Source organism: Mesorhizobium sp. WSM4312, assembly GCF_002294875.1.
Lineage (GTDB): Bacteria > Pseudomonadota > Alphaproteobacteria > Rhizobiales > Rhizobiaceae > Mesorhizobium.
In genome coordinates, this window is record NZ_NSFU01000001.1 from 123,146 (window position 1) to 144,176 (window position 21,031).

The following is a 21,031-nucleotide window of genomic DNA, read 5'->3' on the forward strand; positions in this document are numbered from 1 at the left end:
CTCTCGTCGACAAACCTTGCAGCTGTGTCCTCGCAGCCCTTGTGGCACCCACAAAATGGATGAATAGTCGGGACAGGGCGCTGCCCTGAAATTGCCGGCTTGCGGTTTTCAGGTCACGCCACAGCCGAGCCGGGTTTTTGAATGGTCAGCCCTGAACCGCGCAAGAGAAGAGGTCCGATCGCGTCGCGCCTTCTGGCGCTGGACGCCTGGATCGATTCCTCGCTCTACGAGATCGGGTTCAAGGCGCGGCAGTTCTGGGAAGCGGCGACGATCTTCTCGCGGCGCTTCCGTCTCAAGGGCTGGCGGCGCGGCATCATCGAGATCTTGAGCGAGGGTTTCACGCTCGGCGCCGGCGGCGTGGTGGTGATGCTGGCGCTGGCCATTCCGGCGTTCCAGGACACGGCCGGCGACTGGCGCGCCCAAGGCGACTTCGCCGTCACCTTCCTCGACCGCTATGGCAATGAGATCGGCCAGCGCGGCATCATCCAGCGCGATTCCGTCCCGGTCGACGAGATGCCCGATCATGTTATCAAGGCGGTGCTTGCCACCGAGGACCGACGCTTCTTCGACCATTACGGCATCGACGTGCTCGGGCTGTCACGCGCGATCTTCGAGAATGTGCGGGCGAATTCGGTCGTCCAGGGTGGCTCAAGTATCACCCAGCAGCTGGCCAAGAACCTGTTCCTGACCAATGAGCGCACCTTCGAGCGCAAGATCAAGGAAGCCTTCCTGTCGCTGTGGCTCGAAGCCAATCTGTCGAAAAAGGAAATCCTGCAGCTCTATCTCGACCGCGCCTATATGGGCGGCGGCACGTTCGGCATCGAGGCGGCGGCGGACTTCTATTTCGGCAAGAGCGTCAAGGATCTTAATCTCGCCGAGGCGGCGATGCTGGCCGGCCTGTTCAAGGCGCCGACCAAATACGCGCCACACATCAACCTGCCGGCGGCGCGCGCACGCGCCAATGTGGTGCTGTCGAACCTCGTCGATTCCGGCTTCATGACCGAAGGCCAGGTGCTGCAGGCAAGGCTGCATCCGGCCGACGTCGTCGACCGCGGCGAACAGAAAAGCCCCGACTATTTCCTCGACTGGGCCTTCGACGAGGTCAAGAAGATCGCCAAGCCCGGCCAGCATTCGCTGGTTGCCCACACCACCTTCGACGCCAACATCCAGAAGGCCGCGGAAGAGTCCGTCGAGTTCCACCTGCGCCAGTTCGGCAAGGAGTACAACGTCACCGAAGGTGCCGTGGTGGTCATCGAGACCAATGGCGCGGTCCGCGCCATCGTCGGCGGCCGCGACTACGGCGCCAGCCAGTTCAACCGCGCCACCAAGGCGCTGCGTCAGACCGGCTCGTCCTTCAAACCCTATGTCTACGCCACGGCGATGGAACACGGCTTTACGCCCAATTCGATCATTTCAGGCGGGCCAATCAGCTGGGGCAACTGGTCACCGCACAATTACAGCGGCGAATCGGCCGGCAACATCACGCTGATCATGGCGATGGCCAAGTCGATCAACACCGTACCGGTGCGGCTGGCCAAGGACCATCTCGGCATCGCGCCGATCAAGGCGATGGCCGAGGCGATGGGCGTGGAATCGCCGCTCGAGGCGCACAAGACGATGGTGCTCGGCACTTCGGGCATGACCGTGATGGACCAGGCGACGGGCTACAGCGTGTTCGCCCAGAATGGCTTCGTCGGTTCCAGGCATGGCATCACCCAGCTTGTCACCCGCACCGGCGACGTGGTGTATGATTGGACCAAGGATGCGCCGCCCCCGCACAGGGTGCTGTCCGAGCAGGCGCTGAAATCCATGAACACCATGCTGGCGGCCGTGCCGGTGATGGGCACGGCGCGGCGCGCGCAAATTCCCAACATCGTCGTCGCCGGCAAGACCGGCACGACGCAATCCTATCGTGATGCCTGGTTCGTCGGCTTCACCGGCAACTACACGGCGGCCGTGTGGCTGGGCAACGACGATTTCACCCCGACCAAGAACATGACGGGCGGCTCGCTGCCGGCGATGGTGTGGCAGCGCCTGATGGTCTACGCGCACCAGAACATCGACCTGAAGCCGATCCCCGGCATCGACAAGCCGTTCATCGACGAGGAGATCGCGGCCAAGGCGGCCGAAGCGCAGAAGAAGGGCGAGGAACAGGCTGCGGCCGACGCGGCCGCCGAACGCCCGGCGGTGCTGTCCAGCCGGACCACGCAGACGCTGAGGGACTTGACGCAGTTGTTCCAATCCGCGCCCAAACTCGACGCCGCCTCGCCCGAAACGCTCTCGGCGCTGTGACTTCGGCCTCGGCGCGGAGCAAGCCAACAGGCAAATCCATCGCGCCCGCTTGCCACGAGGCCCCGCGCCGCGATATCCCCGAACGGCAATCCTTCGCGCACGCGGCCCTTCATGCTCAAGAACGCCTTCCTGATGCTGCTTTCGCTTGCCATAGCCATTGGCGGCGGCGGCGCCAGCGTCTGGTATGCGCTGAAGATCCAGGACGGTGTCGGCGCCATCCGCATCGGCCAATGGACGGCCTTCCCCGACATCGGCACGCCAGCAGCCGATCCCTATTCGAAGGCTCGCGTGGCGCGCGAGGGCGTGCTTGCGCTCGGCCGCGCCGAAGGCCTGTCCTTCGTCGCGGAAAATGACGCTGCCGGCGACCAGCTCAAGCGGGAATGCAGCTACAGGATAGAGGGTGGATTCCCGACCGCCCGCTTCTGGACGCTCTATGCCGCCGATCAATCGCTCGGCGTCGTCGAAACCGGCAAGCCGCGGCTTGCCGCGCTTCAATCCTACGAGGTACTGCGCCAGGCCGACAATTCGGTGACCATCTCGGTCGGCCATCACCCCATGCCCGGCAACTGGCTTCTGACCAATGGTTCCGGACGGATGTATTTCGTCCTGACCTTCTACGACACGCCGATCGCCAGCAGCACCGGCCTGTCGGACGTCTCGCTGCCCAGGATCGTGAAGGCCGGCTGCGATGCGTAATGTCCTGGCCGCGCTGCGCCGTCTTTTTCACGCCGTCCTGCTCGGTCTGGTCGGTGCCGGCATCGTCCACATCGTGGTGCTGCTTCTGGTGCCGGAATTTTCGGAACGCGATGCCTGGTCGCGACTGTCCATGGCATCCGACCTCTACCGGATGAACCGGCTCGATGCCGAGGCGGGCGGCGCGCCGGTGGTGAAATCGGTCGACCCGCTGTTCTACGCCGCGGCCTGCCGGTTCGATCTCGAGGAAGGCATGGTCCGGATCAAGGCGCCGGGGAACGTCCCCTTCTGGTCGGTGTCGGTCTATGACCGCAACGGCCACAACATCTATTCCTTCAACGATCATACGGCGAGCGACGGCAAGCTTGATGCCGTGGTGCTGACGCCGGCGCAGATGATCGATGTGCGCAAGGATTTGCCCGAGGACCTACAGGGAGCGATCTTCGTCGAAGCGCCGATCGACGAGGGCATCTTCGTCATCCGAAGCTTCGTTCCGGACGACAGCTGGAAGCCGATCGTGTCACGCTTTCTCGACCAGAGTTCCTGCGAGCTGCAGGATTTCTAGACCCTTTGTCTTTGGCGCAATTCCCCAGGGAAGCACTGCGCGCTTTTCCCGGGAAAGCCGCTCCACACTTTTCCTGGAATTGCTCTGGCCAGAGGCGCAGAACTGACGGCCTGACGGACTAGGCCGCGGCTTCAGTGGTGCGGCACCGGCGTCCGTGGCGATCCCGGCTTGTCGGGGCCGGCGGGCCGAACTTCGCCGGTGCTGGACCGCTCATAACGGATGCCGGGAAAGATGATCACCGCCGCCGGTATTTCGGTGGTTTGCTTGGCTCGATTGGTGGGTGCCGCACGCGGCACGAAAGACAGTACCATGCCCATGATTCGCGCATTCCTCTCGGTTTCCCCGGAGCACAACGCAACGCCTCCAAATATCATTAAGGCCGGCAGAGGGTTAACGGAGCGCTAACGGATCACCGCTAACTTGAACTTTGTCTTGAGGTCAGGCGGTTCTGACCGGAGCAATCGCGAAACCGACACGGTCCCGGTTGAGCGTGGCCAAGGCTGTGTATCGAGTATCGGGTATCCTTCGTGTCATCTTCGGACTTCAGGCAAATCGCGATACGGACGGAATCGGGCAAGGCCGAGAGGCTGTTCCGCGCCGCGGTGTCGGCGTTCTGCTCGCTGACCCGCCCGTCATGGCGCGAGATCGGCCAGCTCGAAGACCTGACGCTGCCGCTGTTCGACGATGTGTCCGTCGAATCGCGACGGTATGTCGCCGCCGCCCTTTCCGAATGCGAATATGCGCCCGCAGCACTCGTGCGGCGCCTCTGCGAGGAACCGGTCGACATTGCCGCGCCGCTGCTGATCCGCTCACGCGCCGTCAGCGATATCGACCTCATCGCGCTGATCGGCAGGCACGGCCTGCCGCATGCGCGCGCCATAGCGCGCCGCAAGGGCCTGAACCCGACCATTGCCGACCTGATCAGGGCGCTCGAACGGCCGACACTGGTGCGGGTGCGAGAACCGGACGTGCAAGCCTCGACGCCGCCAACCGTCGCAGCCGCGGATGCGGAAGCTGCCGAGGACAATGCTTCAAGCCAACAGTCTCCCGGCATTGCCGCCGAGAATGCGCGGCGCAGGCTGCGCTCGATGATGCGCACCGGCGACGAAGCATCGGCGGCGAAGGTCGATGCGTTCCCCGGCTCGGATACCTATGTCAAACTGCGCGAGACGGCGCTGACTGGAAACGCCGCGTTTTTCCAGACCGCGCTTGCGGACGCGCTCGACATTGATTTCGCGACCGCGCGCTCGCTGACTGCCAGCCAGAACTATGCATCATTGCTCGCGGCGCTGCGCTCGCTCGACTTCAGCGAAGACAGGGCCTTCCTGATCACGGTCGCCATCTATCCCAGCCTGTTCCCGCATCCCCAGGCCATCCGTACCTATCTCGACCGCTATCGCCTGCTACATCGCGATGTGGCTCTGGACCGGGTACGGGGATGGAAGGCCGAGGCCCTCTCCAGAATGGTTCGTGATGCGTCGCCCGCAAACAGCGACAGCCGCCAGGCGTCGTACAGCGACGATGCCACCGCTCCCGCCCTCAGAGCGTCTTCACGGAAATAAGCTCCTCGACGGGAACGGTGCCGGCCTCGATCTCCACCACCCAGATATCGGGATCGAATTTCTTTTCCCTTTCAAGCCGGGCATCGAGCACGGCCGGATCATCGCCGGCGGTGAGAAGGCTGAAGAAACGGTCGTCGGGCTTGGCCGAATCGTAGCTTGTCTGCGGCGCCGGCCCGTAGAGGGCGACGTCACCCAGCCTACCCCGCGTCAGCACGAAAACAGCACCGGCCTCGGTCGCGCCGCGGTTGACCACGGCGGCAAATCCGCCGGCGCCGAAAACGCGGCGCAGCAAGGCAGAAACCCACAGATCCGATGTGACGCGCATGAGAAAGCTCCGAAAGCGTGCGGGCTATCTAGCGATAATTCCGCCGCTCGGCGAGCCGTCGTTTCGGCCTCGTTGGTCGGACCTCAATTGGTCAGACCGATCTCGCGCATCTTGACGTAGACGATCTCGTCGGGCTCGCCGGTCTGCGGCAGGCCGAACAGCGACTGGAATTCCTTGATCGCCGCCTTGGTGCGCGCGCCGACGACACCATCCAGCCGCATGTCGTCATTGCCGAACGCCTTGAGCCCGGCCTGGATCTTGACGATGCGCGGGTCCGGTCCCTGGGCCTGGGCGGCATCCGTCTGTCCGGCATTCGCCTGCCCGGAATTCGTTTGTCCAGAATTTGTCTGCAGGGACACCGGAACGGCGGCCTGCGTATCGGGGCGCGGCTGCGGTTTGGGCACGGAGGCGGTCTTCGGCGTTGCACCAAGCTGATCGAGCAACAGGGCATCGATCTCGCCCGAAGCGTTGAGACCGACCTTCTGCTGGTAGGCCTGTATGGCCTTGCGCGTGTTGGGGCCGGAAATGCCGTCGACCGTGCCGGAATAGAAGTCGAGGTCCTTCAATATGCCTTGCACCTGCTCGACCACCGGATCGCCCTTCATCGGTGCGGGCGCCGCATTGGGCCGCACGATGTTGATCGTCGTCTCCGGCTCGTCGGAGGCAGTGTGCGGAAACCCCTGGAAATTGCGGGTGGCGAAGAACGCCCCGGCATGCGGGAAAGGCTGATACCACAGCGCATTCGCCGAGACATAGAACAGCGTCACCAGGAATGCCGTCGATCCGCCCACAAGGACGGGGTTGCGCGAAATCATCCCGCCGACGGCTATGGCGCCGTCCTGGAAGGCGTTGCTGCGGCGTTTGACCGCTTTAGGCTGTTTTGCGGAGCGAGCCATTTCTGTCCCCTTTCGCCCTCGTCACCGGCATCGTCAGCACCCCTGCCTCGTTCGCCGGGCGACCCTTCGGCCCGTTGACCGGCAGGCTGATGGTGACCGTGGTGCCCTCGCCCGGCATGCTTTCGATCGACATGGTGCCTTCGTGCAGCGCCACCAGCCCCTTCACCAGTGAAAGGCCAAGCCCGGTCCCCTCGAAACGGCGCGTATAGTCGTTCTGGATCTGCGTGAAGGGCTTGCCGAGATTGGCGAAATCCTCCTCGGCAATGCCGATGCCGGTGTCCCTGACCCAGAAATGCAGGCGCGAACCGATCCGCTTGGCGCCAACGACGACATTGCCGCCGTCGGGCGTGAACTTGATCGCATTGGAGACGAGATTGATCAGCATCTGCTGCACGGCGCGGCGATCGGCATTGATGTCGCCGGCGTCGGGAGCGATCTGCGTCTGCAGGTCGATGTTCTTGGCCTGCGCCTGCAGCCGCATCATCGACTGGCACATGTCGACGGCTTCCATGAACCGGAACGGCTCCGGGTCCGCCGTGTAGGCGCCCGATTCGATCCTCGAGACATCGAGTATGGATGTCACGACGGCCAGAAGATGCTGCCCTGAATCCCGCACCAGGGTGACATATTCCTTCTGGCGCGGATCCTTGAAGGCGCCGAACATCTCATGCAGCAGCATGTCCGAGAAGCCTATGATGGCGTTCAGCGGCGTGCGCAACTCATGGCTGACCACCGCCAGGAACCGGCCCTTGGCCACTTCCGCGGCGGCCGCCGCCTCATTGGCCTGCGCCAGTTCCTCACGAAGCCGGGCAGTCTCGCCATTCTCGCGCAGCACCAGCGTGAAGACGTCGCTCTGCTCCTCGCCACGCAGCAGTTCGAGCAGGAATGGCCGGTAATTGTCGGCCATCGAGCGCGTGTCATTCTGGCCATTGCCGTTCTGGGGCAGCCTGACGCGCAATTCGAGGCGGCGCGCAGCAGCACCATCGCGCATGTCGGCCAGGGCGCTGAGATAGGAGACACGGTCCGACAGATGGACACGGTCGAAGAAGCCGGTTCCGGAAAGCAGTTCCGGCGGCAGTTTCAAAAGCGTGCGTGCCTTGGCGGACGCATCGAGCACCTCGCCATGGCGGGCGACCCGCAGGATCACCGCATCGATGATGTCTTCCAGCCGATCGCCGGTATCGAGTGTATCGGCCGCACCGGCGCCACCGCGAAACGGCGACAGGCGCGGGATCAGCGTCAGCGCCCAGGCCAGCGGCACCAGCCAGTGCCAGGCCGCGATCTGCGCGCCCGCGAAGGGCAAGAAGGCCGCAGCCAGAGGCTGAAGGGCAATGGCGGCAATGGCCGAGACCGCTCCCCACAGGGCCGCACGCCGCGAAGCGCCGATCCACCAAGCTTCGAAGGGCAGCGCCACGGCAAGCACGGCGACGGGAGAACTCAACCCGCCGGCGGCCGCGATCAGACCGCCAAGGGCAACAGCCGCCATCGCCAGGACAATCGGTGCCGCCACGGGCATCTTGCCGGTAGCCGCCACCAGCAAGGCGACGAACCAGCACAGACCGAAGGCGGCGAAGATGGCGGCCATGGTCACAGCGGCGCCCATGCCTGATGTGACCAGCGTGACAGCGGCACCGGCGGCGAAGAATGGCGCTGCCAGCATGACACCGATGAAACGGCGTTGGCGCTCGCGGCCGCTCTGCCCGAGAATGGAGGGATGGACCATACGTTCGCAACCGGCGGCAATCGCGCCAGGCAATTCAGCGTATCTGGCCTTGATCGGCATCAACTCAACGCACTCGCACTCGTCGTGAACAGCTCTGCTTATGCAGATTGTTTTGATTGGCTCCGAAACTCTCATCCAGCGTTTAAGGAATGGATAAGGCAGGGCCGACCAAAGCCCGGCCCGTCGCAAATATCGGGATCGCGGCGGCCGAAAACCCGGGCAAATGCCGCCATAGTAAATGGAGGGTTATCTGCGAACGCCTGCCGTCACCGGATCATGGACTAGAAGAGAGCCGGCCGAATTCCAAAAGAATCCAATGGAAACAGCAGGATACATAGTTATCAAGAGGTAACCAAAATCGTCCCGATATGAAACAAATCCATGGCAAAACGCTTCGTTTCGAATTTGCCTAAAATTTGAGGAAAATTGTCGCTGTGCGCGCAAGCCGTCCTTTGCGCCTGTGTGCCAACATCCTGCCCATAAAAGAGGTCATGCCATATGATGCATGATCCGGTCACGACGAGAGGCAAGGCATGTTCTTCCTGATAAGAATGGCTTTCTGGTTTTCACTGGTGCTGCTGGCGCTGCCGCTGAGTGTCGGTTCCGACGAGCCGGGGCAGGAAAGCGTCGGGCCGATCCAGGCCCTGTTCGCGGCACGCGACGCGGTGGGCGACATTGCCGGCATCTGCGAGCGCAAGCCCGACGTCTGTGAGACGGGCAAGTCGGCGATGCACACCATCACCGCGCGTGCCAAGGAAACCGCCAAGATCGCGGCAGCCATGCTGGACGACAAGTCCAGCGGCCCCGATACCTCGACAATGACGGGCAGCGTGGCGGAAGAGATCGTCCTGCCCGAGACTGTCAACCTGCCGGTCAAGAATTAAGCCGTCTCGGCGGCGCACCGCGGGGCCGTCTGCCCTCTCGACGCCCGCGGTGTCCTTGTTTTTTCCGTGACGCGGGGCCGCCGCGTGACTATATCCGGGTTATGACGACCACGATCCAGACGATCCGCGACGACTTCTCCTTCCTTGACGAGTGGGAGGACCGCTATCGCTACGTCATCGAGCTCGGCGAGGCGCTGCCTCCCTTTCCCGATGAGGAGCGCAATGCCGCCAACAAGGTCCCGGGTTGCGTCAGCCAGGTCTGGTTGACCACCGAACAGGGACCGGGCAGCGATCCGGTCATCACCTTCACGGGGGATTCGGACGCCCATATCGTGCGCGGTCTGGTCGCCATCATGCTGGCGCTGTTTTCCGGACGGACCGCCAGCGAAATCCAGAAAACCGATGCGGAAGCGACGCTGAAGGCACTTGGCCTGGACGAGCACCTGTCGCCGCAGCGCGCCAATGGCCTTCGCTCGATGGTCAAGCGCATCAAGCGCGATGCCGAGATGGCACTCAAGCAGACCGCCTGACGCCCTCCGGCCAGCCTGTTCCGCAAAATCAAACGGCGCCCGAAGGCGCCGTCGATGTCGGTTCGACCTGAGGGAACAGCGACTACCGCGCCTTGCGCTTGCGGCCAAGGCCCATCTTCTTGGCGAGCTGCGAGCGGGCTGCCGCATAGTTCGGAGCAACCATCGGATAGCTCGGGTCGAGGTTCCACTTTTCGCGATACTGCTCCGGCGTCAGATCATAGTGGGTCATCAGGTGACGCTTGAGCGACTTGAATTTCTTGCCGTCTTCAAGACAGACAATGTAATCGTCATGAACCGAGCGCTTCGGGTTGACAGCCGGCTTCTGCTTGTCGGCAGGGGGCTGTTCGGCGGTTCCGCCCACACGCCCGAGAGCGGCATGGACATCGGATATCAGGTTCGGCAATTCGCCGACCGGCACGGGGTTGTTGCTGACATAAGCGGCCACCACATCGGCGGTCAGCTCGATCAGCGCATCGTTGTTTCTGGAAGGTGTTTCGACAATATCCATGGTCTTCAGGCCCCAACAAGAGTTACGTCGGTATGCGCCCTTTTTTACAGGCAGGGCATCGCACGAATTTTGAGCAGGTAGTGTTTCTACGATTCGTGTCGTGGGCACATCAATGCGACCATGGAGCAAGTAAGTCAATTCTCCCTTTGCATTATATTTAGGAAAGTTGATCAACTATTCGCCAGTCAGCTTCAATCTTTCGTGCATCATGTAATTTTTCGATATTTCGTTCGCCAAACCGGTTCCGCCTGACGTTACGTCAGCTGAGCGTTACATTCGCGATAACTCACAAAGCAATTTTCAATGCTCTGGTTTGCTTTGCCAGGGCGCCGTCAATCTTGGTTGTTCACATCTGTCCACAAAACCATAGGTTGCCTCTCATCTTTTTCGCGGACAACCAGGCGACATGTCCCGCCGGCCGCATCACGATCAATCGACGACCGTCGATCAATACGGGGCGATGTACTTGCCATAGGCCCAGCCGGTGACGAAAGCGCCGTTCTTGGCCGGGTCGTGCCAGACCTCGCACCAGCGATAGCGAACCGTCTGGTTGCTTCCATGCCGGTTGATTGGCGATGTCGAGCAGGTTTACGCCGCCGGCGCATCGCCCGGTCATCTGCAGGATGACCCCGTTCGGGTATGCGGCCTGCTTCTGGAAGATGCCGGAGGGATATTTGCGCACGTTGAGCGTGTCGCCGAACGGCACATTGGCCACTTGCCAAGCCGCGAATACGGTCGCATGAGACTGGCCGGCAAAGACCAGAGTCAGCGAAGCAACGGCGAAAGTCGCAGCGATCCGAGATCGAATAGTCATCATCCTTCCTCCCGGCCCACCTCATGGAGCCGACACACCTCCAGGTTACGGACCCTTGAACCCACGCTGATCGGCGTGTTCATTCATCATTCAAGATAGCTCCCAAGCGAGACGCAATGACCGAGACTTCCCGATTTCCGATCGTCAGCCCGCCGACACCGCAGAAGCGGCCGGTTTACGACACGCATCACGGCATCACGCGAACCGATGAATATGCCTGGCTGCGGGCCGACAACTGGCAGGAGATGTTTCGGGACCCTTCCCTGCTCGATGCCGGCATCCGCGCCGAACTCGAAGCCGAGAATGCCTACCAGTCAAAGTTGATGGCCGATACTTCAGACCTGCAGAAGCAGCTTTTCAAGGAGATGAAGGGCCGCATCAAGGAAGACGATTCTTCCGTTCCGATGAAGGACGGGGCCTATGCCTATGGGTCTTCCTTCAAGCTCGGCGGCGAGCAGCCGCGCTATTTCCGCATGCCGCGCGCGGGCGGAACCGAGCAGATCCTGCTCGACGGCGACCTCGAGGCGCAAGGCAAGCCCTATTTCCGGCTCGGCGGTGTCGACCATTCGGCCGATCACCGCAGGCTGTTGTGGGCCTTCGACGACAAGGGTTCCGAGTTCTACACGCTGCGCGTGCGCGACCTTGCCGATGGCAAGGACCTGGCGGACCGGATTCCCGCGACAGGCGGCTCGGGCGTGTGGGACGCTGGCAATGACGGGTTCTTCTATACGCGCCTCGACCCCAACCACCGGCCCTCGAAGGTGCTGTTCCACGCGCTTGGACAAGACCCTGAAGCCGACCGCCTGATCTATGAGGAAACCGATCCGGGCTTCTTCATGAATGTTGACGGCACCCGCGACAACCAATGGATCATGATCGGCATCAACGATCACGAGACTTCGGAATATCGCCTGTTGAGCGCCAGCGATCCGTTTGCCGAACCCAGACTGGTTGCTGCGCGTGAGACCGGCCTTCAATATGAGATGGAGGAAGGCGGCGACATCTTCTTCATCCTGACCAATGCGGACGGCGCCAAGGACTTCAAGATCATGACGGCGCCGGCAAGCGATCCGGTCCGCGCCAACTGGCGGGAGCTGGTGCCGCATGAACCGGGCCGGCTGATCCTGTCGGTGATCGGCTTCAAGGACCATATGGTCCGGCTCGAGCGCAAGGAGGGACTGCCGCGCATTGTCGTGCGCGACCGCACCAGTGGCGAAGAGCATCTTCTGTCTCTCGATGAGGAGGCTTTCTCGCTCGGCCTGTCGGGCTCCTATGAATACGACACCGAGATCATGCGCTTTTCCTATTCGTCGATGACGACGCCGGCGCAGGTGTTCGACTACAATATGCGCACCCGCGAACGGGCCTTGCTCAAGACCCAGGAAGTCCCATCCGGCCATGATGCGGACCATTATGTCACCAGGCGGCTGATGGCGCCCGCCGCCGATGGCGAGTTGGTGCCGATCTCGCTTCTGCATCATCGCGACACGCCGCTCGATGGATCGGCACCTTGCCTGCTTTACGGCTACGGCTCCTACGGCATCACCGTGCCGGCCGCCTTCAACACCAACTGCCTGTCGCTGGTCGACCGCGGCTTCGTCTACGCCATCGCTCATGTCCGCGGCGGCAAGGACAAGGGTTACGGCTGGTATGATGACGGCAAGCGGGCGCACAAGATGAACACGTTTACGGATTTCATCGCCTGTGCGCGCCATCTCGTTGCCGAGCGCTATACCGCGCATGACCGCATGGTCGCGCAAGGCGGCTCGGCCGGCGGCATGCTGATGGGTGCCATCGCCAATATGGCGCCGGACTGTTTTGGCGGCATCGTCGCCGAAGTTCCCTTCGTCGACGTGCTCACCACCATGCTCGACGCGACCTTGCCGCTGACGCCGCCGGAATGGCCGGAATGGGGCAATCCGATCGCGTCGGCCGATGACTACCGCACCATCGCCGCCTACTCGCCCTACGACAATGTCGCGGCGCTCGACTATCCGCCGATCCTGGCGCTCGCCGGCCTCACCGATCCGCGCGTCACCTATTGGGAACCGGCCAAATGGGTGGCGCGGCTGCGCGACCGCAAGAGCGGCGAAAATCCGGTGCTGTTCAAGATCAACATGGATTCCGGCCATGCCGGCGCGTCCGGCCGGTTCTCACGCCTGGAAGAAATCGCCTATACCTATTCCTTCGCGCTGAAGGTGACGGGAAAGGCGCGGCTTGCCGAGGAGACGCTCAAATGATCGATCTGTCCACGTTGATTGCCTATATCGCCGTCGTGCTCGGCTTTGTCTTTATCCCGGGTCCGGCCACGCTGTTGACGATCGCCCGGGCGACGAGTTTGGGAACGAAGGTCGGGATCGCGACCGGCGCCGGGATCGCCGCTGGCGACATATTTCACACTGTCATGGCGATGGTCGGCATTTCGGCGATCATCGCCAGGTCGGCGACGCTTTTCAGCATCGTAAAATACATCGGCGCGGCCTACCTCGTTTACCTCGGCATTCGCGCCATCATCGAGAAAACGCCGACCGACCCCTCCGCCGGCGCGCTCGCGATCTCGGCCGGCAAGGCGTTTCGGCAGGCTGTCCTGACCGAAGTGCTCAACCCCAAGACCGCGCTGTTTTTCCTGGCATTCCTGCCTCAGTTCGTGCGGCCCGAAAACGGAACGGTGATGCTTCAAATGGCCGTATTGGGAATTATCTTTGTCGTGCTCGGTCTTTTCAGCACGGTCGCCTTTGCCGTGAGCGCCGGGCGCCTCGGCTCCTTCCTGCGAAGAAATCCGACCGTCCTGAAATGGCAGGGCAAGGTTGTCGGCGGCATCTACTGTGCCTTGGGCGTCCGCCTGGCCTTGCAGCAACGCTGAGGCTCCGGATAGCACGTTCACTTTTGGATTTGGCAATCATGACTTTTTGAATTCCGCATTGCTCATTTCCACTCGCAATTGCGATGGTCGCGCGTTAACCCAAGGTACGACTTTCCCGGGCGACGAAGCCCGCACTCGCACAAGGGTCCATTATGCTGCTCGTCGACGTCTATCTCGACAAATCGCCGATCCAGGGCATCGGCGTCTTTGCCAAGCACCCCATCCCCAAGGGCACGCTGATCTGGAAGCTCGACCCCCGCTTCGACCGGATCATCGACGTCGAAACCTATGAGGGCGAGAGCGGGCCGGTGAAGAACTATCTCGACCGCTATTCCTACCCGGACCGGCGCGATCCGGCCTATATCGTCTTCGAAGCCGACGACGCCCGCTACATGAACCATGACGACGAGCCGAATTGCGATGTCTCCTCACCCGAGGAGACCTATGCCTTGCGCGACATCGCACCCGGCGAGGAACTGACCTGCAACTACAACCACTTCTTCGAGACGGGATTCGGTTTCCTCGGCGATCGGCACCTCTAATCGACAATCAACTCGCCGGCTTGCGCGCGGGATAACCGTTTGGATGCGGCGGCACAGCCTTGAGGTAGGCGGCGATCGCGGCCCGGTCCCCTGCTGTCAGCTCGGCCATGTTGCGCTGGACGTCAACCATCGCGCCGCCGACGGAATCGAAATCGGGCGTGAAGCCGGTTTCGAGGTAGTTGGCGATGTCGGCTTCCGACCAATTGGCGAGGCCGCCCTTGCCCGATGTGATGTTGGGCACGATGCCTGAGCCCTCGGCCGCCACGGCACCCGCCAGCCAGTCGCCTTTCTTCGTCCCGCCTGCGAAGTCACGCGGCGTGTGGCATTCGCCGCAATGACCCGGCCCCTCGACCAGATAGCGGCCGGCTACCACCGGATCAGGTGCGCTACTGGCCAAGGCAACAACAGGCTGGTTGTTGAGATAGAGCCGTTTCCACAGGCCGATGCCTCGACGAATGTTGAAGGGGAAACCGAGCGAATTGTCCGGCGCCTTGCCGGCGACGGCGGGCAGCGTCTTCAGGAAGGCATAGAGATCGGCAATGTCCGACGGTTTCATGCGGGCATAGGACGCGTAGGGAAAGGCCGGATAGAAATGCTCGCCGGACGGCGAAACGCCCTTGAGCATGGCGTTGGCGAGATCGTCGACCGACCACGCACCAATGCCGTCCTTTGGGTCTTGCGAAATGTTGGGCGGGACAAAGGTGCCGAACGGCGTCTTGAGTTGGAGGCCGCCGACCAGCTGAAGCCGGCCATCGCCCTGCGAGCCCGGCTTCGCATGGCAGGAGGTGCAGCCGCCGGCATAGAAAATGCGCTTGCCCTTGATCGCGTCGCCCGGCCCGAGTTGCGCCAGGGCCGCGGCATCGAGCTTGACCGGCGCCGACAGCAGCCAACCGCCGACCGCGCCGACGCCGCCCAGAATGATGGCCGTGCCGACGAGCTTCTTCAGCCATGCCATATCAGGCAATCAGCCCTTCTTGACCCTGTAGCCCTGATGGCAGGTGCCGCAATCCGAACCGATGGCGCCGACTTGCGCCTTCAGCGCGTCGACATCGGCGGGAGCCGCCGCGACCGCGGCCTTGACGTTGGACAGATACTTGTCCTCGGCGGCCTTGAAGCCGGCCGTGTCTTCCCAGATTTTCGGCCCCGCCGTGGTGTCGCCGGCATCGCTGCCTTTCGGGAACAACGCATCGACGTCGAACTTCTCGGCATTCGCCTGCAACGCCTGCAGCTGCGTCAGCACGGCGCCGGCATCAAAGGAGTCCTCGCCCTTGGCGACCTTCGCCAAGCCGCCGACGATCTTTCCGCGTTCCTTCATCAGAGCCTGCCGGTCGATGATCGGATCGGCAAAGGCCGCCGAACCGGCGAAGGCGAGCATTGAGATGGCGATGACAAGCTTTCTCATTCATTTGGCTCCGTGATGAAGGTATTTGGGACACGACGTTAACGGATGCGGCGGGGGGAATATTCCCTCTGCTTGGATGGTTTTTCCGGGCCTTCGCAGCCACTGATATCGGCACAGAAAAAGAAAAGCCCCGGGATTGCCGGGGCCTTTCTGATTGTCGACTACTTCGCCTTTTCGTAGAGCTCCAGCACATGATCCCAGTTGATCAGGCTGTCGACGAATGCCTCGAGATATTTCGGGCGGGCGTTGCGGTAGTCGATGTAATAGGAGTGTTCCCAGACGTCGACGCCGAGGATCGGCGACGCGCCATGAACGAGCGGGTTTTCGCCGTTCGGGGTCTTCGAGATCGCCAGCTTGCCGTCCTTGACCGAAACCCAGGCCCAGCCCGAACCGAACTGCGTCGTGCCGGCTGCGATGAAATCAGCCTTGAACTTGTCGTAGCCGCCGAGATCGCTGTCGAAAGCCTTCTGCAGCGCGCCCGGCAGCTTGTTGCCGCCGCCGCCCTTCTTCATCCACTTCCAGAAATGGATGTGATTGTAGTGCTGCGCGGCATTGTTGAAGAGACCGGCATTCTTGCCGAACGACTGCTTGACCACCTCTTCGACCGACAGATCACCCATTCCGGCCTCGGCAGCCAGCTTGTTGCCATTGTCGACATAGGCTTTGTGATGCTTGTCGTGGTGATATTCCAGCGTCTCTTTCGACATGTAAGGCTGCAAGGCCTCATAGTCGTAGGGCAGAGCGGGCAATTCAAAAGCCATGGGTAGTACTCCCTCGTGGAAAAAATCCGGTGTGGATACCGGATTAAGATAGGACTGGATTGAGCTGGAACAACTCCGGAAGTGAAGCGCCGGTTCCCTTTCTAGGCGGGTTCCGGAAAACTGTCACACGGTTTTCCTGCGGCGAAGCGCGCAGCCACAAAAAGGCCGAACCAGCGCGTCAGCCGGCCGACGGCGAATGCGCCCAATCCCAATAAAGCTCGCGCGCCTTCTTGGCCACCGGGCCGGGTTGCAGATTGCGATCCTCGATGCGGGTGATCGGCACCACCTTGGAGTGGTTGCCAGTCGAAAAGATTTCGTCCGCTTCGAGGAAATCGCGCACCGACAGCGTCTTTTCCGTCGTCTTGAATCCGTACTCGCCCAGCAGCGTCATCGTGCGCGAGCGTGTGATGCCGGACAGGAACGTGCCGTTCGGCGCCGGCGTCAGCACGTGTCCATCCTTGACCAGGAAGATGTTGGAGCTTCCGGTCTCGGCGACGTTGCCCAGCATGTCCAACACCAAAGCATTGTCGAAGCCGCGCATCTTGGCTTCGAGGATGGCGCGGCCATTGTTGGGATAGAGGCACCCGGCCTTGGCGTTGGTCGGCATGGTTTCGATCGTCGGGCGCCGGAACGGCGACACCGTCACCGAAAACCCGGTCGGCGAGATCATCGGCGATTCATAGAGGCAGAGGCAAAAACGGGTCGAAGCGGGATCGGCCGGCACGCCCATGTAGCCGCCATGCTCGGCCCAATACATCGGCCTGATATAGACCGCCGTCTTGCCATCGAACTTCTTCAACCCGTCCCAGGTCAGCCCGACGATCTGTTCGGGCGACATGTTCGGCTTGAGGCCGAGCGCGATCGCCGAGGCGTTCACCCGCCTGGCATGGAGGTCGAGGTCGGGCGCCACGCCCTCGAACCAGCGTGCCCCGTCGAACACGCTGGTGCCGAGCCACATGGCGTGGCTGCGCGGGCCTAGAATGGCGACATTGCCCTCGTACCAGTCGCCGTCGACGAAAGTCCATGTCGCGGATTGCGCCGCTGCCGCCAGTGTCATCGCGTTATCCCGTTCCGATCAATCTTGTGTGACAACATTGGATGATGCTTTGGCCGTCGCCGTCAACGGGCATTGGGGAGTTTTGTTGATGCCAGCGGCGCAGCGGTGCAATCAAGGCTTGCACCTTGCCTCGCCTCGCCTCAAAACTGTCGCCATGCAATACGCCGCCTATGTTTTCGACGCCTACGGCACGTTGTTCGACGTGCATGCCGCCGTGCGCCGGCATGCCGACCGGATCGGCCCGGACGGCCAATTGCTGTCCGAAATCTGGCGCGCCAAACAGCTCGAATATTCCTGGGTGCGCTCGCTGATGGGCGCCTATGCCGATTTCTGGCAGCTGACCGAGCAGGCGCTCGACTTCGCCTTGCGCAAGGTCCCCTCCGCCGATCCCGGCCTCAGGACAAAACTGCTGGAAGCCTACTGGCGGCTGGACTGCTACCCGGAGGTACCGGCCGTGCTGAAGGCACTCAAGGCCTCCGGAGCCAGACTGGCGATCCTCTCGAACGGCTCGCCCGAAATGCTGGAAGCGGCGGTCAAATCGGCCGCGCTCGATCAGGTTCTGGACGACATCTATTCGGTCGATACGGTGCGGCGCTTCAAGACCGACCCGGCGGTCTATGACATGGTTGCCACAGGCTGGCGCCTCTATCCCGGCGCGGTGTCCTTCCAGTCCTCCAATCGCTGGGACATTGCCGGCGCCACCAAATTCGGCTTCCGTACCGTATGGATCAACCGCTCCAATCAGCCCGAGGAATACCGGGATTTTCCGCCGGCCCTGATCCTGCCGACCCTCGAGGCGTTGGTCACCGCCTGAGCTGTCGAGCTGTGACCCAGGCGCCACAGTGGCGGCGCAGTCACAGCTTCGCCTTTGTTTGTCCACGTTCGGGCCAGAATCGGAACCGCCTATCGCCTCAGGTGTTGTCAGGCACCCGCGTGGCGGCAAGCGTATTCACGCTTTGTTGCAATTTGAGTCCTAAAGAAGGCAGCCATGTCCATAACCGAAATCGAATCCTATCGCCTGAGCCGTCGCGGCTTTCTCAACGCCGCAGCATTGGGCGCCGCATCGATCGCGGTTTCTGCATGCGCCACCACCGGGCCGGGACCGGTCGAGCCTCCGCCGCCGACCTATGTCGAGCCGCCGCTCGCCGACTATGCGTCGATGTACGCGGCCGTCAGCGATGGCGGCTTCGACCTGCCGGCCATCCCCTTCGACAGGATCGATCCGCAGTTCCTGCGCCAGATCGTTCCCGACCCGACCGGGCAGAAGCCGGGAACCATCGTCGTCGATACGACGGGCCATTTCCTCTATCTGGTTCGTCCGGGCGGCCAGGCCATCCGCTACGGCGTCGGTCTCGGCCGTGCCGGCTTCGAATGGTCGGGCGACGCCGTCGTCCAGTGGAAGCAGAAATGGCCGAAATGGACGCCGCCGGATGAGATGATCGCCCGGCAGCCGGAATTGAAGCCATACAGCGCCGACAATGGCGGCATGCCTGGCGGGCTGAAGAACCCGCTCGGCGCGCGCGCGCTCTATCTCTTCCAGGGCAATGTGGACACGCTTTACCGCCTACACGGCTCGCCGGAATGGAAGTCGATCGGCAAGTCGGTGTCGTCGGGCTGCGTGCGCCTGATAAACCAGGACATCATCGACCTCTATGACCGCGTGCCCTCGAAAACCCCTGTGATCGTGACCAGCGATGCCAGCCAGCCAATGGCGGCGGCGGCAACGGCGAACCACAAGGCGATCCCGATCGACGCCGGCGTGCCGGACGGATCGGTGCTGCTCGGCCCGGTCAAGGCGGTGACGGACGCGATCTTCTGATCCGACAGCGCCTATACAGATGCTTAGCACCCCGCGTTCAAGGGAACGCGCGGCGCTAAGGTCTAACGGCCTCTCGATAGGCTTCCCAAAATCCCGCGCACGATCGCGCGTCCGACCGACGAGCCCACCGAGCGCACCACCGACTTGATCGCGGCCTCCGCCACGGTCTGGCGATTGGAGGGGCGCGGCGCCGGCGCGCGGCGGCCACCGGACTGCGGCGCGGGATCGTCATCGCCGAAACCCGGTATGGTCCAGCGCGAGCCGCCTGTGCCTGCCTGCTGCGCCTGCTGCTCGGCGTCCTGTGCGTCCTTGGCCTTTTTCTGCAGGATCTCGAAGGCCGATTCGCGGTCGATGACCTGATCATACTGGCCAGTGACCGGACTTTCCGCGATCAGCTTTTGCCGCTCGGCGGGGGTTATGGGTCCAAGCCGCGACGACGGCGGCCTGATCAGCGTGCGCTGGACCATGGACGGCACGCCCTTGGCCTCCAGCGTCGAGACCAGCGCCTCGCCGGTGGCGAGCTGGGTGATGGTGATGGCGCAGTCGAAATCGGGATTGGGGCGGAATGTTTCCGCCGCCGTTCGAACCGCCTGCTGCTCACGCGGCGTATAGGCGCGCAGCGCGTGCTGGACGCGGTTGCCGAGCTGGGCCAGGACCTTTTCCGGGATATCCAGGGGGTTCTGCGTGACGAAATAGACGCCGACGCCTTTCGAGCGGATCAGGCGGACCACCTGCTCGACGCGGTCGATCAGCACCTTCGGCGCCTCGTCAAACAGCAGATGCGCCTCGTCGAAGAAGAACACCAGCTTCGGCTGGTCGGGATCTCCCACTTCGGGCAGTTCCTCGAACAGCTCCGACATCAGCCAGAGCAGGAAGGTCGCGTAGAGGCGCGGGTTCATCGTCAGCTTGTCGGCGGCCAGCACGCTGACGGCGCCCCTGCCGTCACGCGTGGTGCGCATGATGTCGGAGATGCGCAGGGCCGGCTCGCCGAAGAAGTTGGCCGCGCCCTGTTGCTCCAGCACCAGCAGCGTGCGCTGGATGGCACCCACCGATGGCTTGGTGACGTTGCCGTAGCGCGCGCTGATCTCCTCGGCGCGCTCGGCGATGTTGGCAAGCAACGCCTGCAGGTCCTTGAGATCGAGAAGCAGCAGGCCTTCTTCATCGGCAATGCGGAAGGCAATGTTCATGATGCCCTCCTGCGCGTCGGTCAGGTTCATCAGCCGCGACAGGAGAAGCGGTCCCATTTCCGAAATGGTGGCGCGGATGGGGTGGCCCTGCTCGCCGAACAGGTCCCAGAAGATGACGGGGAATTCCTGGAAGTCGTAAGGGTCGAGCTTGACCTGCGCGGCCCGCTTGACCAGGAAATCCTGCGCCGTGCCCATCATCGCGATACCGGACAGGTCGCCCTTGATGTCAGCGCAAAACACCGGCACGCCGGCATTCGAAAAACCTTCGGCCAGGATCTGCAAGGTGACGGTCTTGCCGGTGCCGGTGGCACCGGTCACCAGGCCGTGGCGATTCCCATATTGCAGCAGCAGTTGCTCCGGGCGCTGATAGCTGTCGTCGGGCTTGCGGCTGGCGCCGATGAAAATACTGGTGTCGTCAGCCATATGTCGGGTCTCCGCAAACTGATGTGTCAAAAGCCAGCCTTTGCCCGAAGGTATAGTGAGGCTGTTGCACAGCGACAATGCCAATTGTCCAGAGCGGGGCCAACCGTCCCGATCAGGCCTATCGTCGAAATCGGATTTTGGAACTTGCGGATTTTGCTGGTGTTTGGCAATCGTTCATGGTTCGT

General features: G+C 62.5%; 21 protein-coding genes and 1 pseudogene. 11 read left to right on the top strand and 11 right to left on the bottom strand.

Going from position 1 to position 21,031, the window contains the following annotated elements; genetic code table 11:
- The first annotated feature begins 141 nt into the window (after window positions 1–141).
- The 3 genes from CK228_RS00600 to CK228_RS00610 all read left to right on the top strand — a co-directional run bounded on the left by CK228_RS00600 (window position 142) and on the right by CK228_RS00610 (window position 3,550).
- Window positions 142–2,292, top strand: a complete 2,151-nt coding sequence (locus CK228_RS00600; RefSeq protein WP_095786530.1) for a penicillin-binding protein 1A — start codon at window positions 142–144, stop codon at window positions 2,290–2,292.
- Window positions 2,293–2,403: 111 nt separating this feature from the next.
- Window positions 2,404–2,988 carry a DUF1214 domain-containing protein gene (locus tag CK228_RS00605; RefSeq protein ID WP_095770780.1) on the top strand — a complete coding sequence of 195 codons (585 nt, stop codon included), beginning with the start codon at window positions 2,404–2,406 and terminating at the stop codon, window positions 2,986–2,988.
- Window positions 2,981–3,550, top strand: a complete 570-nt coding sequence (locus CK228_RS00610; protein ID WP_095786531.1) for a DUF1254 domain-containing protein — start codon at window positions 2,981–2,983, stop codon at window positions 3,548–3,550. Before CK228_RS00605 ends, CK228_RS00610 begins: the two co-directional genes overlap by 8 nt.
- A 131-nt stretch (window positions 3,551–3,681) precedes the next feature.
- Here the strand turns inward: CK228_RS00610 and CK228_RS00615 are convergent, their stop codons facing one another.
- Window positions 3,682–3,867: a hypothetical protein gene (locus CK228_RS00615; protein ID WP_095770782.1), complete on the bottom strand. Its 186-nt coding sequence runs from the start codon at window positions 3,865–3,867 to the stop codon at window positions 3,682–3,684.
- 210 nt (window positions 3,868–4,077) lie between these two features.
- On the opposite strand from CK228_RS00615, the gene CK228_RS00620 reads away from it, so the two are divergent.
- Window positions 4,078–5,112 carry a hypothetical protein gene (locus CK228_RS00620; RefSeq protein WP_095786532.1) on the top strand — a complete coding sequence of 345 codons (1,035 nt, stop codon included), beginning with the start codon at window positions 4,078–4,080 and terminating at the stop codon, window positions 5,110–5,112.
- On the opposite strand, the gene CK228_RS00625 is transcribed toward CK228_RS00620, so the two are convergent.
- From CK228_RS00625 to CK228_RS00635, 3 genes are all read right to left on the bottom strand, one after another.
- A complete protein-coding gene (locus tag CK228_RS00625) occupies window positions 5,090–5,437 on the bottom strand; it encodes a DUF1491 family protein (protein ID WP_095786533.1) in 348 nt (115 codons plus the stop codon). The genes CK228_RS00620 and CK228_RS00625 overlap by 23 nt on opposite strands.
- A gap of 83 nt (window positions 5,438–5,520) precedes the next feature.
- The gene (locus CK228_RS00630; RefSeq protein ID WP_095786534.1) at window positions 5,521–6,333 is read right to left on the bottom strand and encodes a peptidoglycan-binding protein; all 813 of its coding nucleotides are present in this window, start codon (window positions 6,331–6,333) and stop codon (window positions 5,521–5,523) included.
- The gene (locus CK228_RS00635) at window positions 6,308–8,056 is read right to left on the bottom strand and encodes a HAMP domain-containing sensor histidine kinase (protein WP_095786877.1); all 1,749 of its coding nucleotides are present in this window, start codon (window positions 8,054–8,056) and stop codon (window positions 6,308–6,310) included. Before CK228_RS00635 ends, CK228_RS00630 begins: the two co-directional genes overlap by 26 nt.
- A 533-nt stretch (window positions 8,057–8,589) precedes the next feature.
- Between CK228_RS00635 and CK228_RS00640 the strand changes: the two genes are divergently transcribed.
- On the top strand, window positions 8,590–8,940 hold the full coding sequence (locus CK228_RS00640) for a DUF5330 domain-containing protein (RefSeq protein WP_095770787.1): 351 nt from the start codon (window positions 8,590–8,592) through the stop codon (window positions 8,938–8,940).
- A gap of 101 nt (window positions 8,941–9,041) precedes the next feature.
- On the top strand, window positions 9,042–9,470 hold the full coding sequence (locus tag CK228_RS00645) for a SufE family protein (protein ID WP_095770788.1): 429 nt from the start codon (window positions 9,042–9,044) through the stop codon (window positions 9,468–9,470).
- A gap of 82 nt (window positions 9,471–9,552) precedes the next feature.
- Here the strand turns inward: CK228_RS00645 and CK228_RS00650 are convergent, their stop codons facing one another.
- Window positions 9,553–9,978 (bottom strand): MucR family transcriptional regulator, encoded by a 426-nt coding sequence (locus CK228_RS00650; protein ID WP_019857114.1) that lies wholly within the window; start codon window positions 9,976–9,978, stop codon window positions 9,553–9,555.
- Between the two features lie 447 nt (window positions 9,979–10,425).
- Window positions 10,426–10,792 (bottom strand): annotated as a pseudogene (locus CK228_RS00655) (SH3 domain-containing protein).
- A 116-nt stretch (window positions 10,793–10,908) separates the two neighbouring features.
- Between CK228_RS00655 and CK228_RS00660 the strand changes: the two are divergent.
- From CK228_RS00660 to CK228_RS00670, 3 genes are all read left to right on the top strand, one after another.
- Window positions 10,909–13,032 carry a S9 family peptidase gene (locus CK228_RS00660; protein WP_095786535.1) on the top strand — a complete coding sequence of 708 codons (2,124 nt, stop codon included), beginning with the start codon at window positions 10,909–10,911 and terminating at the stop codon, window positions 13,030–13,032.
- The gene (locus CK228_RS00665; protein ID WP_095786536.1) at window positions 13,029–13,655 is read left to right on the top strand and encodes a LysE family translocator; all 627 of its coding nucleotides are present in this window, start codon (window positions 13,029–13,031) and stop codon (window positions 13,653–13,655) included. Before CK228_RS00660 ends, CK228_RS00665 begins: the two co-directional genes overlap by 4 nt.
- A 152-nt stretch (window positions 13,656–13,807) precedes the next feature.
- The gene (locus tag CK228_RS00670; protein ID WP_095786537.1) at window positions 13,808–14,197 is read left to right on the top strand and encodes an SET domain-containing protein-lysine N-methyltransferase; all 390 of its coding nucleotides are present in this window, start codon (window positions 13,808–13,810) and stop codon (window positions 14,195–14,197) included.
- A 7-nt stretch (window positions 14,198–14,204) separates the two neighbouring features.
- Here CK228_RS00670 and CK228_RS00675 read toward each other — a convergent pair whose 3' ends face one another.
- From CK228_RS00675 to CK228_RS00690, 4 genes are all read right to left on the bottom strand, one after another.
- Window positions 14,205–15,152 carry a cytochrome c gene (locus CK228_RS00675; RefSeq protein ID WP_095786538.1) on the bottom strand — a complete coding sequence of 316 codons (948 nt, stop codon included), beginning with the start codon at window positions 15,150–15,152 and terminating at the stop codon, window positions 14,205–14,207.
- A 9-nt stretch (window positions 15,153–15,161) separates the two neighbouring features.
- On the bottom strand, window positions 15,162–15,599 hold the full coding sequence (locus CK228_RS00680) for a cytochrome c (protein ID WP_095770792.1): 438 nt from the start codon (window positions 15,597–15,599) through the stop codon (window positions 15,162–15,164).
- Between the two features lie 161 nt (window positions 15,600–15,760).
- Window positions 15,761–16,360 (bottom strand): superoxide dismutase, encoded by a 600-nt coding sequence (locus CK228_RS00685; RefSeq protein WP_095786539.1) that lies wholly within the window; start codon window positions 16,358–16,360, stop codon window positions 15,761–15,763.
- A 178-nt stretch (window positions 16,361–16,538) separates the two neighbouring features.
- Window positions 16,539–17,417 (bottom strand): branched-chain amino acid aminotransferase, encoded by an 879-nt coding sequence (locus tag CK228_RS00690; protein WP_095770794.1) that lies wholly within the window; start codon window positions 17,415–17,417, stop codon window positions 16,539–16,541.
- A 154-nt stretch (window positions 17,418–17,571) separates the two neighbouring features.
- On the opposite strand from CK228_RS00690, the gene CK228_RS00695 reads away from it, so the two are divergent.
- Complete coding sequence (locus CK228_RS00695) at window positions 17,572–18,231, top strand: haloacid dehalogenase type II (protein ID WP_095770795.1); 660 nt, start codon at window positions 17,572–17,574, stop codon at window positions 18,229–18,231.
- Window positions 18,232–18,405: 174 nt separating this feature from the next.
- Window positions 18,406–19,236 carry a L,D-transpeptidase gene (locus tag CK228_RS00700; RefSeq protein WP_095770796.1) on the top strand — a complete coding sequence of 277 codons (831 nt, stop codon included), beginning with the start codon at window positions 18,406–18,408 and terminating at the stop codon, window positions 19,234–19,236.
- Between the two features lie 62 nt (window positions 19,237–19,298).
- On the opposite strand, the gene CK228_RS00705 is transcribed toward CK228_RS00700, so the two are convergent.
- Window positions 19,299–20,846, bottom strand: coding sequence for a helicase HerA-like C-terminal domain-containing protein (locus CK228_RS00705; protein ID WP_095786540.1), 1,548 nt, complete (start codon window positions 20,844–20,846; stop codon window positions 19,299–19,301).
- Between the last annotated feature and the right edge of the window lie 185 nt (window positions 20,847–21,031).